Source organism: Janthinobacterium svalbardense (assembly GCF_002327145.1).
Lineage (GTDB): Bacteria > Pseudomonadota > Gammaproteobacteria > Burkholderiales > Burkholderiaceae_D > Janthinobacterium > Janthinobacterium tructae.
Map to the genome: position 1 here is coordinate 2472152 of NZ_CP023422.1, position 19796 is coordinate 2491947.

A 19796-nucleotide genomic window follows, 5' to 3' on the forward strand; every position below is an offset into this window, starting at 1 on the left:
AGATTTACATGAGCATCACAGTAGAAGACGTCAAGGCCGCTCTGGCCCAGGTTATTGATCCAAATACACATAAAGATTTCGTTTCCAGCAAAACCGTCAAGAATCTGAAGGTCGATGGCAATGATATTTCCCTCGACATCGAGCTGGGCTATCCCGCCAAAAGCCAGATCGACCTGATCCGCAAGTCCGTGCTGGCCGCCTTGCGCGTGCTGCCGGGCGTGGGCAACGTCAGCGTGGGCGTCTCGTCGAAAATCATTTCGCACACGGTGCAGCGCGGCTTGAAGCCGATGAGCAATGTGAAAAACATCATTGCCGTCGCTTCCGGCAAGGGCGGCGTGGGTAAATCGACCACGGCTGTCAACCTGGCCCTGGCCCTGGCTGCCGAAGGCGCCAGCGTCGGCATGCTCGACGCCGATATCTATGGCCCGTCGCAACCGATGATGCTGGGCATCAGCGGCCAGCCGAAGACGCTCGACGGCAAGAGCATGGAGCCGATGGAAAACCACGGCCTGCAAGTGTCGTCGATCGGCTTCATGATCGATCCGGACGAGCCGATGGTGTGGCGCGGCCCGATGGTCACGCAAGCCTTGCAGCAACTGCTGGACCAGACCAACTGGCGCGACCTTGACTATTTGATCGTCGACATGCCGCCAGGCACGGGCGACATTCAATTGACCCTGTCGCAGAAAGTGCCCGTCACGGGCGCCGTCATCGTCACGACGCCGCAGGACATCGCGCTGCTGGACGCGCGCAAGGGTCTCAAAATGTTCGAGAAAGTCGGCATCCCGATCCTCGGTGTGGTGGAAAACATGAGCACGCATATCTGCTCGAACTGCGGCCATGCGGAAGAAATCTTCGGTGCCGGCGGCGGCGCGAAGATGTGCGCCGACTTTGGCGTGGAATTCCTCGGCGCCTTGCCGCTGACCATGGCGATTCGCCAGCAGACGGATTCGGGCACGCCCACCGTCGTGGCCGAGCCCGATGGCCCCGTCGCCGCGATCTACAAGCAGATCGCCCGTACCATCGCCATCAAGGTGGCGGAAAAGGCGAAGGATATGACCAGCAAGTTCCCGAGTATTGTTATTAAAAACGACTGATTTAACCCAAGGCAGAGACCGGGGTCGAACCCTCAGGGTTCGACCCCGGTCCTTCATGGGTTAACAATCCTGCGCCATGGTCGTCAGTAATATGGTTTCATGCAGTCCGTGTTGTTATTAAACAAGAGGAGACATCATGCACCTGAACACTGTATTCCTGCGCCAAGCCGCAGTCCTGATTGCCGGCAGCCTGCTGGCCGCCAGCGCCTTTGCCCAATCCGTATCATTTGTCGAGCCTGTTGATGGCGCGACGGTGACCAGTCCGTTCAAGGTCAAGTTCGCCGTCAGTGGCATGGACGTCAAGCCGGCCGGCGACATGACGGCCAAGACGGGCCACCATCATTTGCTCATCAATATGGGGCCGCTGAAGGCGGGCGAAATGATCCCCATGGACGAAAAACATTTGCATTTCGGCAAAGCGCAAACGGAAACGGACGTCACCTTGCCGCCGGGCCAGTACACCTTGACCATGCAGTTCGCCAACGGCGCACACCAGTCGTATGGGCCGGAGTTGAGCAAAAGCATCAAGGTGACGGTCAAGTAATCGCGCACATTGATTCATGTCGGCAAAGGCCGGGTTCCAGCGATGGATCCTGGCCTTTTTTATATTGTTGCCTCTTGTCATTATTGTGTCATATAGTTTGCGTATGCTGCCCGATGGCCTAACTTTGGATGAGTGCATATGAGCAAGAATTTCTCCCTTTCCCGGCAACTGGCGCAGGCGCTGCTGCTGGTCGCTGGCGTGGCGGCGTGCCAGGCGCATGCGGCCAAGGCAGTTCCCAATGCTGCGGCGCAGCCGAAGCTGGTGGTCGTGCTGGTAGTGGACGGCTTGCCGCAGGAACAGGTGACGCGCTACCGCGACCAGTTCGGCCAGGGTGGTTTCCGCCGCCTGCTGGAGCAGGGTGCGTGGTTCAGCGATGCGCACCAGGCGCATGGCATCACGGTGACCGCCATCGGGCACTCGGCCGTGCTGTCGGGCGCTTACCCGTACCAGCATGGCGTGATCGGCAATAACTGGATCGATCCCGTCACGAAAAAATCCGTGTACTGCACCGAGGATGGCAATTTCCACTACATCGGCGAAGCAACACAGCCCGACGACGGCACCGCGCCGACCAGGCTGCGCGTCAGCACCCTGGGCGACGAACTGCGCTATGCCACGGGCGACAAGGCCAAGGTCGTCACGGTGTCGGGCAAGGACCGCGGCGCCATCCTGCTGGCCGGGAAAACGGGCACGGCCTATATGTACATGGAAAAGACGGGCAACTTCGCCAGCAGCACTTATTACATGCAGCAGCATCCGCAATGGGTGCAGCGCTACCAGGCCGCCAGACCGCAGGACCGCTACTATGGCAAGAGCTGGACGCCTTTGCTGGCCGACAGCGCCTACGCCAACGATGCGCGCGAGGACATCGTGCCGGCCAAGCCGGGCACGCGCAACACCTTCCCGTTTGCCTATTACAGCGACAGCGGCAAGCTCGATGGCGAGTACTACAGCCGCTTGAAGTCCGGTCCCTTCCTCGATGAGCTGACCCTGGAATTTGCGCGCGCCGCCGTCGATGGCGAAAACCTGGGCCGCAACCCGGCCGGCGTGCCCGATATCCTCGGCGTGAGCCTGTCCGCGCACGACTATGTGAACCATGCCTACGGCCCGGAAAGCAGGATGTCGCACGACCACCTGCAGCGACTGGACCGCATGCTGGCGGGCTTCTTTGCCGACCTGGATAAAAAAGTCGGCATGGACAACGTGCTGGTGGTGCTGACGGCCGACCATGGCTTTGCCAACGTGCCGGAATTTGCTGAAACGCGGGGCTTCTCCGCCAAGCGCATCGATGGCGCCAAACTGGTCGATGGCTTGAACCAGCACCTGGCAACGACCCTGGGCATCGATAAACTGGTGACGACGTCGTCGCTGCCGAATATCTACCTCGATTACGCGCTGGCGGAAAAGGGCGGCGTCCATCGCGTCGCGCTGGAAGACGCGGCGGCCCGCTTCCTGCTGCAGCAGGACGGCCTGGCGCAGGTCTACACGCGCACGCAGATGGAAACGGGCGCCGTCGCCACGCGCATGGACACGCTGATGCGCCGTGCCTGGAACCGCCAGCTGTCGGGTGACCTGATGGTCGTCACAAAGCCGGCCTGGTACTTTGGCAAGGGCGCTGGTGGCACCTCGCACGGCACGCCGTACACGTATGACACGAACGTGCCGCTGATGGTCTTCGGCCCCCGCTGGATTAAACCGGGCGCGTATGGCCAGTATGCGGAAGTGGTCGACATCGCGCCAACGCTGGCCCATCTGCTGCGCATACGCCAGCCGTCCGCGTCGGAAGGGCGGATTTTGACGGAAGCGGTGCGGTAAAAGAACCCCAGTGCGAAAAGCCGGGGTCGGACCCTCAGGGTCCGACCCAATCCACCCAAGTTAAGGAGCAAGCCCGCGCAATTGCTGGCAATTCAATGAAATAGTGCTTGACGTGGCACTGGCTTTGCGCGGCCGCCGCCTTGCTGACCTCTCTTTTTTCGACAGCGGCAAGGCGGCGGCCAATGAAGGTCTTTTGATCTTCATTGGCCCTTCATGTCGCTCGCTTCCTTGCTGTCCGATTTCTCCGACCATCTTCAATCCGACCAGTTTCGGCTTAGCGCCCGCCATCCTGATCATCCGATGGCGTTTCAACGTCGCCGCAAACTGCCGCTGCCATCCTTGGTGGCGCTCATGCTCACCGGCATGCGCAAGAGCGTGCAAACCGAACTTGATGAATTCTTTGGCCATCTGCAACAGCAGGCGCAACTGACGCACCAGGTGAGCGCCCAGGCTTTCGCTCAGGCACGCTCAAAACTTGCTACCACGGCCATCCCAGAGCTTAACGACTGGCTCATTGCACAAGCACAGCAGCATGGCTACCTGCCGCGCTGGCACGGTTTCAGGCTGGTCGCCGCTGACGCCTCGACCGTTCGCTTTGGCTTGCGCGCCAGCCATGTCAAACGCGCCGCCGTGGCCGATCAACTGGTGTTTGGCTTGTTTCTGCCCGGTGCCGAATTGATGCTCTCGGCCTCGCTATACAGTACCGACGTCGGCGAACGCCAGATGCTGTTCGAACAGCTCGACCAGCTTGGCAAGGAAGATCTGCTGTTGCTGGACCGAGGCTATCCATGTTACTGGATGCCCGCCGTGTTGAACCAGCGCCGCATTGCCTTCTGCATGCGTGTCGAGCAGGCCCGCGGCGGAGGCTTTCCCTGCGTCAATCAGTTTCTGAAGTCGGGGCTGCAGGAGCAGATCGTCACGCTGCGGGCGCCGGATCGGCGCGATGCGCTTGACTATGAATGTCCCGCTGAACCGCAGACCGTGCGCCTGATACGCCACGTTGCCTCGACCGGCAAGGTGCGTGTTCTGATGACCAATTTACTGGACGTTGAACAATTCCCTGCCGCATTGTTCGGAGACCTCTACCACCAACGCTGGCGCATTGAGGAAGCCTTCAAGCGCATCAAACACCGCCTCCATCTGGAGCACGTGACGGGACTGTCACAGCAGGCCCTGATGCAGGATCTGGCCGCCAAGGTAATATGCGATAACCTGCAGGCGTTGGCGAGCTGTGCCGCCGGCCAGCAAGATGCATTGCCGACGGACAGACGCATCAACCGCGCCTATGTCCATTCGGTACTCAAGCCGCTCTTGCCATCGTTGCTGCTTGGGCTGGCGGCAGCACACTTGCTTGCCGACGCGCTGGCTCTGATCGCCAAGCGAACGTTTCTACATCGCCCAGGACAATCAAGGTCACGGCAAACCAACGCCTACAAGCCCCATAAATACATGGCCTACAAGGCTGCTTGATGGCAGCCTGTTGCTTAACTTGGGTGGATTGGGGTCCGACCCCAGAGTTTGTCGGTGGGTTGGCCGTTAAAAAGGTACTACAACAGCCAGTCTATCGGCAGCAGCGACAGAATCGCCACCCCCATGCGCTTCCACACGCTGGTGCCGGGCTCCGTGTCGTAGCGCGTGGCGCCGCCGCTGGCGTCGCGGGCGATCCAGTACAGCGCGCCGTCGTCGCCTAGCAGCACCTGGTAGGCGCGTTGCGGAATGGTGGTGCGCATGGCCAGGCCCAGCTGGCTGGCCAGCGCGGGGCTGTCGATGACGAGGCCCATTTCCGTGTTCAACTCGATCGAGCGCGGGTCGAAGTTGAACGAGCCCACAAAGATGCGCCGGTCATCAACGGCAAAGGTCTTCGCATGCAGGCTCGATGCGGAGCTGCCCAGGTGGCCAGGCTGCGCGCGCGCGTCGCCCCGTTGCCACGAGCGGCGCGATTCATACAGCAGCACGCCCGCTTCCAGCAGCGGTTTGCGCCATTTTGCATAGCCCGCATGCACGGCCGCCACATCGGTCGCTTCCAGCGCATTCGTCAGGATGCGCACGCCCACGCCTTTTTTTGCCAGGTCGGCAAAGGCCTGGGTGCCGGCTTTGCCGGGCACGAAATACGGCGACACCAGGTCGACTTCCTTTTCCGGCACGCCCAGCAGGTTTTGCAGGTTTTCCGCCACGCCCGTGCCGGGCCGGGCCTTGTCCAGCACCTTGGCCGGGTCGTCGCTGACCATGCGCGTGCGCGCCCATTCGAAGGGCAGGGTGCGTTCCATCATCTGCTTGACGAAGGGCGAGGTGCGCAGTGCCTGTACGTATTCCTCGGCCGCCCTGGTGTCGTCGATGCGGTCCGCCTCGGCGGCGATGGTGGCCGCGTCGCCCTCGACGGGGCTGGTCAGCAGCAGGCTGGCCGGGTAGGCCGAGGCGCTGTTCCAGTAGCGGTCGAAATCCTGCGAGACCTCGTCGACGACGGGGCCGACGGCCAGCACGTCAAGGTCGGCAAACAGCACGTCGCCGGCCGCGCCAAAATATTCATCGCCCACATTGCGCCCGCCGACGATGGTGGCCTGGTTATCGGCCGTGAACGATTTATTGTGCATGCGCCGGTTGAGGCGTGAAAAATCGGTGGCAAAGGCCAGCGCGCGCGGCGCGCGGGGCACGAAGGGATTGAACAGGCGGATTTCCAGATGCTGCTGCTTGCCCAGCATGCTCAGGGTCTGGTCCAGGCCCGCCGTGTTGTTATCGTCGAGCAGCAGGCGCACGCGCACGCCCCGTTCGGCCGCCTGGCGCAGGGCGTCGAACAGCAGGGTGCCGGTGATGTCTTTGTGCCAGATGTAGTACTGCACATCCAGGCTGCGCTGGGCGGCGGCGGCCAGCAGCGCGCGCGCGGCAAAGGCGTCGCGCCCGTCGACCAGCGGATAAATGCCGGACACGCCGGGATGCTGCGCCACCATGGGCGCGATGGCCGTGGCCAACTGGGTGTGCTGGGTGTCGGCCATGACGGTCGACGCGCTGCGTCCTTCCAGCGAAGGCAGTGAAGCGCAGCCGGCAATGACGGTGGACAGCAGCAGGTACAGCAGCAGCCGGGCGGTGCTGCGGAAGGGAAGTGCTTGGGCGGGCATGGCAGGCTTTCATCGAATTGCCCCGATGTTAGCAGATGCGCATGCCCGCACGCGGGCGCGGTTTTAGAGTTGTTCCAGCGCGATCAGCTCGGCCACCGTCTGGCGGCGGCGGATCAAACGGGATTGCGCCCCATCGACCAGGTATTCGGCCGCATGCGGGCGGCTGTTGTAGTTCGACGACATCGACGCGCCATACGCGCCCGCGCCTTCGAACACCACGTAGTCGCCCACCTGCGCTGCGGGCAACAAGCGGGTTTCCACCACGCCGCCATCGCGCTGGGTAAACACGTCGCCCGATTCGCACAGGGGACCGCCGACCACGGTGGCGTGTTGTGTGTCCAGTGCTCGGCCGTCGTGCGCGATGACCGACATTTCATGGTAGCTGCCGTACATGGCGGGGCGCATCAGTTCATTGAAGCCCGTATCTAACAAGGTGAAATGGTTGCCGCCCATTTGCTTGGTGGCGCGCACTTCGGCCACCAGCAAGCCCGCGTCGGCCACCAGGAAGCGGCCCGGTTCGATTTCCAGGTGCACGGGATGGCCCAGGTGCGCTTCGATCTGCTTGCGCGCCGCATCCCACAGCTGGAAGTAGTGGTCCGTGTCGACCGGCTGCTCGCCTTCGCGGTAGGGCACGGACAGGCCGCCGCCCGTGGAAATGGCTTCGATGTCGTGGCCCATGTTTTTTACCAGGTCGACCATGGTGCCGCAGACGGTTTCCAGGTGGCTGTAGTCGACGCCCGAGCCGATGTGCATGTGCAGGCCCACCAGGTGCAGGCCATGCGCGCGGATGACGGCCAGCGCCTCTGGCAGTTCTGCGTGCCAGATACCGTGCTTGCTGTTTTCTCCGCCCGTATTGGTCTTGTTGCTGTGGCCATGGCCATAACCGGGATTGATGCGCAGCCAGACGCGGTGGCCGGGCGACACGGGGCCCAGCTGGCGCAGCATGTCGACGGAGCCGCAATTGACTTCGATCTTGGCCGCCGCCACGCGCGCCAGGGTGGCGCGGTCGAACAGGTCGCAGGTGAATACCAGGCCGGCGGCGCCATGCGTTTGCGCTGGCGTAAAGCCTGCCTGCAGCGCGCGCTCGATCTCGCCCAGCGAGACGGCGTCCACGTGCACGCCCGCCTCGCGCATCAGGGTGAGCAGATGGATGTTCGAATTGGCCTTCTGCGCGAAGCGCACGGTGTCGAACTGCGCCAGTTGCGCCACGCGCGCGCGGATGGTGGCCGCGTCATACACCCACAGGGGCGTGCCGTGTTCCTGGGCGAGTTGGGCGAGGGTCTGATCGTTGACGGGCTGCATCGTGTGCTTTCGGGGGAGTGGGAATGACTGCATGATGGCCGAATGTGCTTCGACTATAAAATATCTATTTAGGCCTACCTTATTCATTTATGATATGAGCATGACTATCTCCCTGCGCCATATCGAGGTCTTTCGCGCCATCATGACGACGGGCAGCGTGACGGCCGCCGCCGCCATGCTGCACACGTCACAGCCCACCGTCAGCCGCGAGCTGGCGCGCCTCGAACACTTGACGGGTTTGACCTTGTTCGAGCGCGAGCGGGGGCGGCTGCGCCCGACGGCGCAGGCGCTGCAGCTGTTCGAGGAAGTGCAGCGCGCGTATTTCGGCCTGGAGCGCATCGTCAGTACGGCGGCGGCCTTGCGCCAGTTCGATCAGGGGCAGCTGTCGATCGCCTGCCTGCCCGTGTTTTCCCAGTCGCTGCTGCCGCAGGCGTGCAAGCGCTTCGTGGCCGACTTTCCCAAGGTGAGCATCAGCATCACGCCGCAGGAGTCGCCGCTGCTGGAAGAGTGGCTGTCGGCGCAGCGCCACGATATCGGCCTGACGGAAGTGGGCAATGCGCCGCCGGGGACCGCACTCGATACCCTGATGTCCGTCGACGAGGTGTGCGTGCTGCCCGACGGTCATGCACTGGCGTCCAAGGCGGTGCTGCAGCCGGCGGACTTCGCGGGCCAGCCTTTCATCAGCCTGGCCGCCGTCGATCCCTACCGCCAGCAGATCGACGCCATCTTCGCGCAGGCCGGTGTGGAGCGGCGCATGGCGCTCGACACGCACAGCGCCGCTTCCGTCTGCGCCATGGTGCGCGAAGGCGTGGGGCTGGCCATCGTCAATCCGCTCACGGCGCTGGACTACGCGGGGCAGGGCTTGCAGATCCGCCGCTTCGCCGTATCCTTGCCGTTCACGGTGAATCTCGTGAAGCCTTTGCACCGCCCCCTGTCGCAACTGGTCGCCCTGTTCGAACAGGCGCTGCATGCCCAGGCGGAGGAAGTAAAAAGGCGCTTGCTGCAGCTGTGACGGCGCTTGTGGAGCGGCGGCGGTCAACAGAGTAAAATGGCGTTTTACTTATTCAAGCCTGATTACCTCGATGACCACAACCGCTACTCCCGTCCGTACCCGTTTCGCTCCCAGCCCGACCGGCTATCTGCACCTGGGCGGCGCCCGCACCGCTTTATACAGCTGGGCGTATGCCCGCCACTTCGGCGGCACCTTCGTGCTGCGCATCGAAGACACGGACGTGGAGCGCTCCACGCCGGAAGCCGTGCAAGCCATCATCGAAGGCATGAAGTGGCTGGGCCTGGACCACGACGAAGGCCCGTTCTACCAGATGGCCCGCATGGACCGCTACCGCGAAGTGGTGGCGCAGATGCTGGCAGAGGGTACGGCTTACCATTGCTATTCCTCGCCGGAAGAAGTCGAAGCGATGCGCGAGCGCATGCGCGCCGCCGGCGAAAAGCCCCGTTACGATGGCACCTGGCGCCCGGAGCCGGGCAAGACCCTGCCGGCTATCCCTGCCGACCGCAAGCCCGTCGTGCGCTTCAAGAACCCGCTCGATGGCGACGTGACGTGGGACGATGTCGTCAAGGGCACCATCACGATTTCCAACCGTGAGCTGGACGACCTGGTGATCGCCCGTCCTGACGGCACGCCGACGTATAACTTCTGCGTGGCCGTCGATGACTGGGACATGCAGATCACGCACGTGATCCGCGGCGACGACCATGTCAACAATACCCCGCGCCAGATCAACATCCTGCGCGCCATCGGCGCACCGCTGCCGCTGTATGGCCATCTGCCGATGATTTTGGGTGCGGATGGCGAGAAGCTGTCGAAGCGCCACGGCGCCGTCAGTGTGATGGATTACCCGGCGCAGGGCTTCCTGCCGGAAGCGATGCTGAACTACCTGGCGCGCCTGGGCTGGAGCCATGGCGACGATGAAGTGTTCTCGACCGAGCAGTTCTGCGAGTGGTTCAACCTGAACCACCTGTCGAAATCGGCGGCCCAGTTCAACAATGAAAAACTGGCCTGGCTGAACAACCACTATATCAAGCAGGCCGACAACACCCGCCTGGCCGACCTGGCGCGTCCGCAAATGGTCGCCGTCGGCGCCGTCTTCGAAGGTGCGCCGGACCTGGCACAAGTGCTGGGCATGATGAAAGAGCGTGCCAACACGGTCAATGAACTGGCGGCCGCCTCGATGCTGTTCTTCCGCGCGCCGCAACCGGAAGCAGAGTTGGTAACGCAGCACATCACGGATGCCATCAAGCCCGTGCTGGCGCAGTTTGCCGAGCGCATCGCCACGGTGGAGTGGAGCAAGGAAGCCGTGGCCGCCATGATCAAGGAAGTGCTGGCGGCCAACACCATCAAGATGCCGCTGCTGGCCATGCCCTTGCGCCTGATTTTGACGGGTCAGTTGCAGACGCCGGCCATCGATCAGGTGGTGGTGATGTTCGGCCGCGAGACCGTGCTGGCGCGCCTGGCAAAGTGGCTGTAATCGACGCGTAGAAATATGTGTAAAAACAGTGTGCGGAAACCGCCCCTATGAAAAGTTGCTCATAGACGAAAAAGGGTATTTGCAGAGTGAAACTTCTTTGCTATACTCTTGTTTCTGCACCAACGGGGGTATAGCTCAGCTGGGAGAGCGCTTGCATGGCATGCAAGAGGTCAGCGGTTCGATCCCGCTTACCTCCACCAGCAGCAAAATCGCAGTCAGGTTTTGTTAGTCGTTGAAGTGGTGCAGATGTTGTTTGGAAGTTCCGCGGTCCCCATCGTCTAGAGGCCTAGGACATCACCCTTTCACGGTGAGTACAGGGGTTCGAATCCCCTTGGGGACGCCAGGTAGTTGTGGTATAGTAGTGGCAGTTGTTTGTACTGATTGTTGTAAGTTCAGGCCCGTAAAAAACAGGTTCTGGATGGAAAGCAAGTAGTGGAACAAAGTCGCCAAGTGCGGCTTTTATTATTTCTGCGCCCGGGGGGTATAGCTCAGCTGGGAGAGCGCTTGCATGGCATGCAAGAGGTCAGCGGTTCGATCCCGCTTACCTCCACCAACAGCGCAGAAGTAAAGCAGCAAACTGTAGTTCCGTGGTCCCCATCGTCTAGAGGCCTAGGACATCACCCTTTCACGGTGAGTACAGGGGTTCGAATCCCCTTGGGGACGCCAGTTCAGTCTGGTGTTTTGGTAGTGAGAAGTAGCAGTGTTTCTGCGCCCGGGGGGTATAGCTCAGCTGGGAGAGCGCTTGCATGGCATGCAAGAGGTCAGCGGTTCGATCCCGCTTACCTCCACCAATAGCGCAGAAACAGGTAGGTAAAGCAGTAAATAAATCAAAGTCGCCTCGAGCGGCTTTTTTTATTTCCGAGACACTTCTCGCCATGCCCCTCGGGGGAATATGGCTAAGCTGTTAGCACGCTTGCATGGCATGCAAGAGGTCAGCGGTTAGCTCCCGCTGACCTCCACCAACAGCGCAGAAACGGGTAGTGAATAAATCAAAGTCGCCTAGAGCGGCTTTTTTTCGCCATTACTTTCTGCTTTCCTTGTTGCTTGCGCGCGGCATGTCCGCATCATTTGCGTTTCGGAATGCCATTTTTGCCATTCATCGCTTTTGGGTGGGGATTGTAGTGCCGGGTGTATAAGATTTCTGGCGTTGAAGTTGTCTAGGGGCAGCTTTGCGCGTGCGGCAGTTTTTGCGCCTGTCAGTTTTCATGAAATTACTTAACTCCGGAGGTGGAATGTCCCGCTTATTTGTCTGTATTTTGTTTGCCGCTTTCTTTTCCGCTCCGGCTTTCGCTGCCGCGCCCTTCGATCTTGCTGCCCACAAGTTGCAATCGGGGCGTATCAATGAGGTGATGGTGCTGGGCACGCCACACCTGTCGCAGTTGCCGAAGTCATTTGATCCCGCGCAGCTGAGCGCCTTGAACGCGCGCTTGCTGGGCTGGAAGCCGCAAGCCATTGCCATCGAGGCCTTGTCCGGTCTGCAATGTGCGTACCTGCGCAGCTACCCGCAACGCTATGCGGACACAATCAAGTCTTATTGCTGGGATCCCGCTCCCGCGCGGGCGGCGACCGGCCTGGATGTGGTGGCGGCCACCGTGCAGGCGCAGCGTTTGCTGGCCGCATGGCCGGCGGTGCCATCCGCCGCGCAGCGGCGCACCCTGACGTCGCTGTTCCTGGCGGGTGGCGAGCGGGCGTCCGCGCTGGTGCAATGGCTGCGTCTGCCGGAGGCGGAGCGGCGAGTGGGCGACGGGCTTGATGTAAAGCTGGTGGCCATGCTCAATGATCGGCTGCAGCGGCGCGGCGAGGATGTGCTGATCGCAGCCGTGGTGGCGGCGAAGAGTGGTCATGAGCAGCTGTATGCCATGGACGATCATACTGCGGACGCACCCGCCGACAATGCGCAGGACGAGAAGGCTTCCGGCGAGGCGATCATGAAGGCGTGGGACAACCCGCATACGGCACAGCGCAAGCGTATCAGTGCAGAGCTGGAAGCGGCATTGGTGACGCCGGCAGGCGTGCTGGCCATGTACCGTGCCTATAACGAGCCTGGTCAGGCCGAGATGGTCTTCCGCAGCGATTTCGGCGCGGCGCTGGAAGAGCCGTCGCCACAGCATTTCGGCCGCAATTACGTGGCCTATTGGGAAGTGCGCAATTTGCGCATGGCATCGAATATCCGCGAAGTCATGATGGCGCGGCCCGGCATGCGCGTGCTGGTGGTGGTGGGGGGCATCGCACAAGGCTTACCTGGAAGCCTATTTGAACCAGATGCATGATGTGCGCATCGTCGACACGGACGCTTTCCTGCGCCAGGAAAACTGATCGCCCGTTTGCTTGCCTTCCTGTCATCATCGCGTTCCCATGGGGGCGGGAAGTGCAATAAGATGGAAAATAAGAGGCCAGCAGTTGATTTCGTGAATCGCTTCGTGTTAAACTTCGCGCACGCTTTTTTGAGGGGCTAAGCAAAGCCTTCAACGAAGAGTCCGCTGAGAGTAAAGCCAGCACAGGTCCCCATCGTCTAGAGGCCTAGGACATCACCCTTTCACGGTGAGTACAGGGGTTCGAATCCCCTTGGGGACGCCAGGATTCAGTTGTAAAGTGAGTGCAGTGCTGAACGGGCCTGACAAGTCAGGCTTTTTTTGTTTCTGTCATATTGCTGCAGTACCGGGTCAGGATGCGAAGTAATGCATTCAGGACAGATTTCTGTCCCCATCGTCTAGAGGCCTAGGACATCACCCTTTCACGGTGAGTACAGGGGTTCGAATCCCCTTGGGGACGCCAGATTCGCAAGCAGTAAGCACGTAAAGTAGCAGGTCGGGATGCAAAACAGCGCATCTTGGACAGATTTTCTGTCCCCATCGTCTAGAGGCCTAGGACATCACCCTTTCACGGTGAGTACAGGGGTTCGAATCCCCTTGGGGACGCCAGACCGGCTGCATCAGCCAACAACAAAGCCGCCTGGTAACAGCGCGGCTTTTTTGTTATTTGCCGGCATGCCAACGTTTTCCCTTCACTCTTGCCTGCTCATGCCATTACCTAGCGATCGCGCGCCATCCCTGGCCATCTTCTGCAAAGTCGTCGACAACTACGGCGATATCGGCATTTGCTGGCGCCTGGCGCGGCAGTTGAGCGGCGAGCACGGGGTGGCCGTTACTCTGTGGGTCGATGATTTATCCAGTTTCCAGCGTATCTGCCCGGAAATCGACGTGACGGCGCCAGTGCAGCAGGCCGGCGGCGTCACGGTGCGCCACTGGCGCGATCAGGAGGGCGTGTTTGCGCCGGCCGATATCGCCGATATCGTCATCGAGTTTTTTGCCTGCGACATTCCGCCCGGCTACATCGCCGCCATGGCGCAGTGCGCGCCGCAGCCGGTGTGGCTGAACCTGGAAGGCTTGACGGCGGAAGAGTGGGTCGAGGGCTGCCATGCGTTGACCTCGCCACGCCATGGCATGATCAAGCATTTCTTCTTCCCCGGTTTTACCAATAAAACGGGCGGCTTGCTGCGCGAGGCGGCGCTCGATGAAAAAAGGCTGGCATTCCAGGCCGATGCCGGTGCCATGGCGGCATTCCTGGGGCAATTCGGCGTGCGTCCGGCGGAAGTGTCTGCTTTGAAAGTATCGCTGTTCTGCTACCCGTCCGCGCCCGTCGCCGAACTGTTTGGCGTGTGGCAGGCGGGGCGCGAGCCCGTGATATGCCTGGTGCCGGAAGGCGTTGCGTTCGATTCCGTTCAGGCGTTTATCGGCGACGATGCGGCGACGGCTGGTGCGGCGTGCACGCGTGGCGCGCTCACCGTGCGCGTGCTGCCTTTCGTGCCGCAAGACGATTACGACCGCTTGCTGTGGGCCTGCGACGTCAATCTCGTGCGCGGCGAGGATTCCTTCGTGCGCGCGCAATGGGCCGGCCAGCCGTTTCTCTGGCATATATATGTGCAGGATGAAAACTTGCATCACGTGAAATTGCGCGCCTTCCTGCAGCGCTATGCGGCCGATGCCGATGGTGTCATCGACAGCCTGGCGCAGGCGGCGCTGGCCTGGAATGGTGCCAGCGCGGACGCCTTGCCGTGGACGCTGCTGTGGCCCGCCTTGCAGGCCGACCTGCCGCGTATCCGCGCGCGTGCGCAGGCCTGGCAGCGGCAGATGCAGTCCAATGGCGATCTGGCAAGTAACTTGCTGGCGTTCGCTGGCGCGACGAGATAGGCGCTTGCCAAAAATTAAGGTAAAATGCCCGGTTATTTCTAACGTATTTTTAACCGATCAAACGCAAGCTTGCGGCGCTGATGGCGCACAGGCGGCAGATGGTCTTCATGCAACCCACTTTTTACGTACATTCCTATGAAACCCGCAAAAGAAATTCGTGTTGGCAATATCATCATGGTCGACAGCAAGCCAATGATCGTGTTGCGTTCTGATGTCAACGGTTCGAGCCGCACGGGCTTCACCTACAAATGGAAGATGAAAAATCTTCTGACGAACACCCCGATGGAAAACGTGTTCCGCGGCGACGACAAGTTTGACGTTGTTGTTCTGGATAAAAAGCCAGTGACGTATTCGTACTTCGCCGACCCGCTGTTCGTTTTCATGGACACCGAGTACAACCAGTATGAAATCGAAGAAGAAAACCTGGGCGATGCACTGCATTACCTGAAGGATGGCATGGAATGCGAAGCCATTTTCTACGACGGCAAGGCTATCTCCGTTGAACTGCCTACGACCATCGCCCGTCAAGTGGTGTACTCGGAGCCTGCGGTCAAGGGCAACACTTCGGGCAACGTCCTGAAAGAAGCCAAGATCGAAAACGCCATCGAAGCGCACCGCCACATCGTGCAAGTGCCGCTGTTCGTGGCACAGGACGATGTCATCGAAATCGACACCCGTACCAACGAATACAAGCGTGTCGTACGCAACTGATTTGCCCGAGTGCCAAATCATCAAGAAACGCTGCCTTCGGGCAGCGTTTTTTTTGCTTGAAAAATAGTTACCTTTGACAACAATTGTGTTGCAAGGACTGCTATGCTATAGCTAGAACATTATTGCGGCAGAAACATTGAAGTTTCCTGGAGATAGCATGCAGCGCAGTCAGATGTTACGCGGTGGCGCGTCGCGCCCCGTATTGGCCCGTGCCACGGCGCCCGCCAGCCCCATGGCCCACCTGCTCGATGCGGGCGTCTTGCCGCAACAGCAGATGATGCAGGCAGGCAAGCTCAGTTCGCATGCGCTGACGTCGCAGTACCTGGCGCGTATCCGCTCCCTGTGCAGCATCGGCGCGCGTGCCTATGCCGGCATTGAAATCAATCCCGATGCGCTGAAAATTGCCCTGGAAATGGACCGCGAGCGGCAGGGGCACAAGGTGCGCGGCCCCTTGCATGGCATCCCCATCGTCTTGCGCGACAACATCGCCACGGGCGACCGCATGAAGACGCGCACGCAAGCGCCGCTGGCCACGCAGGCCAGCTGCGATTCCTTTGTCGCGGCGCGCTTGCGCGCGGCTGGCGCCGTCATCATCGGCAAAAGCAATTTGCGCCAGTGGGCCGCCGTCAGCGTGCCGCATGCCAGTGCCAGCTGGGCCGGCCTGACCATCCTGGCCGTGGACAGCGCGGCGGACGGCTCCATTGTCGCGCCCGCATCTACGTGCGGCCTGGTTGCCATCAAGCCCACTGGCAGGGCTGCCGCCGGGCAGGGCGGCGAGCCAGCCACGGCGGGACCGATGGCGCCCAGCGTGCGCGAGGCGGCCTGGCTGCTCGCTGCCCTGACGGGCGAGCAGCTGGCCGATGGCATGGTGCTCGATGCCGCCGGCTTGCATGGGCGCCGCATCGGCGTGGCGCGCCACCTGTTCGGCCAATGTGTCGGAACCGATGCCGTGATCGAGCAGGCACTGCTGGTGCTGCGCGAACAGGGCGCGGAACTGATCGAGCCGCCGCCCGCGTCTGAGCCGGGCGGCATCGCAGCGTTGCTGTGCTCGCATGAACTCGATGCGCTGGTAGGGCCCACGTGTCATGGCATATCGCAGGCGCAGTGCGCCTTGCCGCAGATTACGGTGCCTGCCGGCGTGGTTGAGGGCTTGCCCGTCGGTTTGTCCTTCATCGGACCTGCCCACGGCGACATGCCGCTCATCGCGATGGCCTATGCCTATGAGCAGGCGACGTTGCACCGGCGTACACCGGCATTGCCGTCCAGCATCACGCAGGCGCTGCGTTGACCATGATGATACTTTTCGCTTTCTTTCGATAACTATGCTCGCAACCTTGCTGCTCAGTGCGGCCGTGGCCGCCACCCCGACTCCTTTTGATGCCGCGCAACTGTCTGGCAGCTGGTCCGACAGCGTGAATACGAGCAGTGTTTGCGAAGAAGCGCGGCACTTTACGCGCATGCAGCTGTCTGACGATCACCAGCGGCTGGCGATCTTCAACGACCGTACCTGGAAAAGCAAGCTCGGTGAAACCAACCGCTTTGCCGCGACCGTGGTGGCGGAAACGGAGCGCAGCCTGACTTTGCGCTATGACAATGAAACCCGCCTCAATGCCGCTGGCAAGCTGGTGGAATGGCAGTTGATTATCGTCGCGCCCGGCGTGTACCGCTGGCGCGAGACGGGCTGGCCGGAAGGCAAGGTCAACGGGGTCGTCGGCATCCGCTGCTCTCCCTGATGCGGGTGTGCCAGCATGCCATTCTGCTATGCTGCCCGCATTATCCGATGCCTTTAGGAGAAGTCATGTCCGCACGTTTGCTGTCCCCCCTGTTCCTGGCCGCCGCCGTGGCGCTGGCCGCCATGCCGGCGCAAGCGCGCACGCCCAGGCTGTCGCTCATTGAGCAAGCGCAAAGCTGCGACGGTGGCCATACCTGCCCGTATTTCCCCGACGTCTACAAGGCGGACTACGCGTTTCGCAAGGCCTTCAATGTGGGCTTGAAAAAAGCCGGCCTGAAGCGGCAGCGCTGGGTGCCCGATGGCGTGGCCAGTCCGCTCAAACCGGTCGAGATCGACGGAAAGGCGCGCCTGCTCAGCAGCGTCTGCGAACCGCATAATTGCGGTCACCACTACACCATCCTGTACGACCCGGCCGAGCGCAGCATGACGGGCGTGTACATGGGCAGCGACGCCAAGGGGGAACTGCGCACCGTGTATTTCGGCGAACCCAGCATCGCCGAAGCCGACCTGCTGTTCAAGAACTGATGCACGCGCCACTGCGCATTTCCAGCAAACGCGACGAACTGGACGTGCCCATGATCCACCGCTACCTGAGCGAGCAGTCGTACTGGAAGCGCGGCGTGGCGATTGAAACGGTGCGCAAGGGGATCGCCAACGCGCTGTGTTTCGGCGGCTATGTCGATGGCCAGCAAGTGGCGTTCGCCAGGGTTATCACCGATTACACGGATTTTGCCTACCTGCGCGATGTGTTTGTGTTGCCGCAATACCAGGGACGCGGATATGGCAAGCAGATGGTGGCCGCCGTGCTCGACGATGCCCGCCTGTGCGATGTCGCCTGGATGCTGGGGACCGATGACGCGCATGGCCTGTATGCGAGCTTTGGTTTTGCACCGCTGGAGGCGCCGCAAAAATACATGCGCCGCCCGGCGCCTTAATAATTATCAAAAAAACCTTTAAGTGGCAAGAGAACTATTGGCATTATTGTATGAAATAATGTTGCATTGATAATGACATCATGTCATTATGCGCGCTCTGCAGCGTGCGTTGCTGATGCTGTGCTTTGTCGTCGCCCCCTGGGCGTGGGCAAAGGTGGTGAGCGGTCCGATTGGTCGTCCCTGCACGTTTTCTCGTCACTTTAAAGGAATACATCATGAAACAATATGGAGCCGAGTTCCTCGGCACGTTCTGGCTGGTGCTGGGCGGTTGCGGCAGCGCCGTGCTGGCAGCTGGCTTTCCCGGCCTTGGCATCGGTTTTGCCGGCGTGGCGCTGGCGTTTGGCCTGACGGTGCTGACCATGGCTTACGCCATCGGGCACATCTCGGGTTGCCATTTGAATCCTGCCGTCTCGATCGGTCTGTGGGCCGGCGGCCGCTTTCCCGCCAAGCAACTGTTGCCGTACATCATCGCGCAAGTGCTGGGTGCCATCGTGGCCGGCGGCGTGCTGTACCTGATCGCCAGCGGCCAGGCAGGTTTCGATGTCAGCAAGGGCTTTGCCTCGAACGGCTATGGCGCCCATTCGCCGGGCGGTTATTCGATGCTGTCGGCGCTGGTGATTGAAATCGTGCTGACGATGTTCTTCCTGATCGTCATCCTGGGCGCCACCGACAAGCGCGCGCCGGCCGGTTTTGCCCCGCTGCCGATCGGCCTGGCGCTGACCCTGATCCACCTGATCAGCATTCCCGTGACGAACACTTCCGTCAACCCGGCCCGCAGCACGGGCGTGGCCTTGTACGTGGGCGACTGGGCTACCAGCCAGCTGTGGCTGTTCTGGCTGGCACCCATCATCGGCGCCTTGCTGGGCGCGCTGGCCTACCGCTTGATTGCTGGCGAAAAAGAGTAGGTCGGCTTAGCCCGCAGGGCGTAAGCCGACAATGCCGATAGCGTAGCTTGCGGCCTACGCGGCGCGCCACTCGCTCAGGTAATGCTGCGGCGTGCGGCCCAGGATGCGGCGGAACATGGCGCTGAAGGCGCTGGGGCTGGCGTAGCCCAGCGCATAGGCGATGGCGGCCACGCCTTCGCCCCGGTCGAGGCGGCAGAATGCCTCGGCCAGGTGGACTTGTTGCAGCCATTGGCGGTAGTGCAAGCCCGTTTCCTTGGGAAACAGACGGATCAGGGTGCGCGCGCTGGCGCCCGCATCCTGCGCCCAGTCTTCGATGCTGCGCCGGCTGCCCGGTGCGCTCATGATGGCCGAGCAGACGGCCACCAGGCGGCGGTCGCGCGGCCAGGGGATGGCGAGGGGCACCGTATCGGCCGCCGCCAGTTCCGACAGGATCAGGTGCGCCAGCCAGTCGCCGCGCCCCGCCAGCGCATATTCGATCGGTTCGGCCAGCAAGGCCAGGATCAGCTCGCGCAGCAGCCGGCTCACTTCCAGCACCTTGCAATCGGCGCCATACTGGGCCGCTACCTGCGCATCGATGTACACGGTGCGCATGCTCAGTTCGCTCAAGATGTGGACTTCATGCACGACGCCCACGGGGATCAGCAGGGCGCGCCGGGGCGGCAATATCCACACGCCATGCCCGGTGGAGACTCGCATCACGCCTTGCGTCGCATACAGCAGTTGTGCCCGCACATGGCTGTGCGGCGCCGTATAGTCGCCCAGCGCATATTGCCGGGACATGGCCGTCACGGGGCGCGGCACGTGCTGGTAATCGTGTGAGCTGGTGCTGCGGCTGAACGGCACGCCATCGGGGTGGGTCTGGGCGGTTGGGGGGCTGTACATATGGGGCGTTGGCTAGTCTCTTGGTTGTCACTTGGGCGACGATTATTGGAAGTTGTCAGTTCAGCGACCATACTATACTGG

Annotated in this window: 17 protein-coding genes and 8 tRNA genes; 22 read left to right on the top strand and 3 right to left on the bottom strand. The window is 61.5% G+C overall.

Features of this window, described 5'->3' with window-relative positions; all coding sequences use genetic code 11:
- Positions 1 to 8: 8 nt before the first annotated feature.
- The 4 genes from apbC to CNX70_RS11095 all read left to right on the top strand — a co-directional run bounded on the left by apbC (position 9) and on the right by CNX70_RS11095 (position 4926).
- Positions 9 to 1097 (top strand): iron-sulfur cluster carrier protein ApbC, encoded by a 1089-nt coding sequence (apbC, locus tag CNX70_RS11080; RefSeq protein ID WP_096234730.1) that lies wholly within the window; start codon positions 9 to 11, stop codon positions 1095 to 1097.
- Between the two features lie 136 nt (positions 1098 to 1233).
- The gene (locus CNX70_RS11085) at positions 1234 to 1641 is read left to right on the top strand and encodes a DUF4399 domain-containing protein (RefSeq protein WP_096234731.1); all 408 of its coding nucleotides are present in this window, start codon (positions 1234 to 1236) and stop codon (positions 1639 to 1641) included.
- Between the two features lie 138 nt (positions 1642 to 1779).
- Entirely contained in the window at positions 1780 to 3456 is a 1677-nt protein-coding gene (locus tag CNX70_RS11090; protein ID WP_244199113.1) for an alkaline phosphatase family protein, read from the top strand.
- 213 nt (positions 3457 to 3669) lie between these two features.
- Positions 3670 to 4926 carry an IS4 family transposase gene (locus CNX70_RS11095; protein WP_096233692.1) on the top strand — a complete coding sequence of 419 codons (1257 nt, stop codon included), beginning with the start codon at positions 3670 to 3672 and terminating at the stop codon, positions 4924 to 4926.
- Between the two features lie 77 nt (positions 4927 to 5003).
- On the opposite strand, the gene CNX70_RS11100 is transcribed toward CNX70_RS11095, so the two are convergent.
- Together CNX70_RS11100 and lysA are read right to left on the bottom strand one after the other, a co-directional pair.
- Entirely contained in the window at positions 5004 to 6569 is a 1566-nt protein-coding gene (locus tag CNX70_RS11100; RefSeq protein ID WP_096234732.1) for a phospholipase D family protein, read from the bottom strand.
- 63 nt (positions 6570 to 6632) lie between these two features.
- The gene (gene lysA, locus CNX70_RS11105; RefSeq protein ID WP_096234733.1) at positions 6633 to 7871 is read right to left on the bottom strand and encodes a diaminopimelate decarboxylase; all 1239 of its coding nucleotides are present in this window, start codon (positions 7869 to 7871) and stop codon (positions 6633 to 6635) included.
- Positions 7872 to 7971: 100 nt separating this feature from the next.
- On the opposite strand from lysA, the gene CNX70_RS11110 reads away from it, so the two are divergent.
- From CNX70_RS11110 to aqpZ, 18 genes are all read left to right on the top strand, one after another.
- On the top strand, positions 7972 to 8883 hold the full coding sequence (locus CNX70_RS11110) for a LysR family transcriptional regulator (RefSeq protein WP_096234734.1): 912 nt from the start codon (positions 7972 to 7974) through the stop codon (positions 8881 to 8883).
- Between the two features lie 70 nt (positions 8884 to 8953).
- Positions 8954 to 10360 (top strand): glutamate--tRNA ligase, encoded by a 1407-nt coding sequence (gene gltX / locus CNX70_RS11115; RefSeq protein WP_096234735.1) that lies wholly within the window; start codon positions 8954 to 8956, stop codon positions 10358 to 10360.
- Positions 10361 to 10484: 124 nt separating this feature from the next.
- Positions 10485 to 10560: transfer RNA gene (locus CNX70_RS11120), tRNA-Ala, on the top strand.
- Positions 10561 to 10627: 67 nt separating this feature from the next.
- A tRNA-Glu gene (locus tag CNX70_RS11125) sits at positions 10628 to 10703 on the top strand.
- 134 nt (positions 10704 to 10837) lie between these two features.
- A tRNA-Ala gene (locus tag CNX70_RS11130) sits at positions 10838 to 10913 on the top strand.
- Between the two features lie 37 nt (positions 10914 to 10950).
- A tRNA-Glu gene (locus CNX70_RS11135) sits at positions 10951 to 11026 on the top strand.
- Between the two features lie 49 nt (positions 11027 to 11075).
- Positions 11076 to 11151 (top strand) — tRNA-Ala (locus CNX70_RS11140).
- Between the two features lie 441 nt (positions 11152 to 11592).
- Positions 11593 to 12630, top strand: a complete 1038-nt coding sequence (locus CNX70_RS11145) for a DUF5694 domain-containing protein (protein WP_244199114.1) — start codon at positions 11593 to 11595, stop codon at positions 12628 to 12630.
- A gap of 231 nt (positions 12631 to 12861) precedes the next feature.
- Positions 12862 to 12937: transfer RNA gene (locus CNX70_RS11150), tRNA-Glu, on the top strand.
- A 122-nt stretch (positions 12938 to 13059) separates the two neighbouring features.
- A tRNA-Glu gene (locus CNX70_RS11155) sits at positions 13060 to 13135 on the top strand.
- Between the two features lie 70 nt (positions 13136 to 13205).
- Positions 13206 to 13281, top strand: a tRNA-Glu gene (locus CNX70_RS11160).
- A 99-nt stretch (positions 13282 to 13380) separates the two neighbouring features.
- Entirely contained in the window at positions 13381 to 14550 is a 1170-nt protein-coding gene (gene earP, locus CNX70_RS11165; protein ID WP_096234736.1) for an elongation factor P maturation arginine rhamnosyltransferase EarP, read from the top strand.
- Positions 14551 to 14685: 135 nt separating this feature from the next.
- On the top strand, positions 14686 to 15261 hold the full coding sequence (locus CNX70_RS11170; protein WP_071078242.1) for an elongation factor P: 576 nt from the start codon (positions 14686 to 14688) through the stop codon (positions 15259 to 15261).
- Between the two features lie 157 nt (positions 15262 to 15418).
- Positions 15419 to 16549 carry an amidase family protein gene (locus CNX70_RS11175; RefSeq protein WP_244199115.1) on the top strand — a complete coding sequence of 377 codons (1131 nt, stop codon included), beginning with the start codon at positions 15419 to 15421 and terminating at the stop codon, positions 16547 to 16549.
- 34 nt (positions 16550 to 16583) lie between these two features.
- A complete protein-coding gene (locus CNX70_RS11180; protein ID WP_096234737.1) occupies positions 16584 to 16994 on the top strand; it encodes a hypothetical protein in 411 nt (136 codons plus the stop codon).
- A 65-nt stretch (positions 16995 to 17059) separates the two neighbouring features.
- Positions 17060 to 17518, top strand: coding sequence for an Ivy family c-type lysozyme inhibitor (locus CNX70_RS11185; protein WP_157750983.1), 459 nt, complete (start codon positions 17060 to 17062; stop codon positions 17516 to 17518).
- Positions 17518 to 17928 carry a GNAT family N-acetyltransferase gene (locus tag CNX70_RS11190; RefSeq protein ID WP_096234739.1) on the top strand — a complete coding sequence of 137 codons (411 nt, stop codon included), beginning with the start codon at positions 17518 to 17520 and terminating at the stop codon, positions 17926 to 17928. Before CNX70_RS11185 ends, CNX70_RS11190 begins: the two co-directional genes overlap by 1 nt.
- 215 nt (positions 17929 to 18143) lie before the next feature.
- Positions 18144 to 18833 (top strand): aquaporin Z, encoded by a 690-nt coding sequence (gene aqpZ / locus CNX70_RS11195; protein ID WP_096234740.1) that lies wholly within the window; start codon positions 18144 to 18146, stop codon positions 18831 to 18833.
- 54 nt (positions 18834 to 18887) lie between these two features.
- Here the strand turns inward: aqpZ and CNX70_RS11200 are convergent, their stop codons facing one another.
- Positions 18888 to 19715: an AraC family transcriptional regulator gene (locus CNX70_RS11200; RefSeq protein WP_096234741.1), complete on the bottom strand. Its 828-nt coding sequence runs from the start codon at positions 19713 to 19715 to the stop codon at positions 18888 to 18890.
- Between the last annotated feature and the right edge of the window lie 81 nt (positions 19716 to 19796).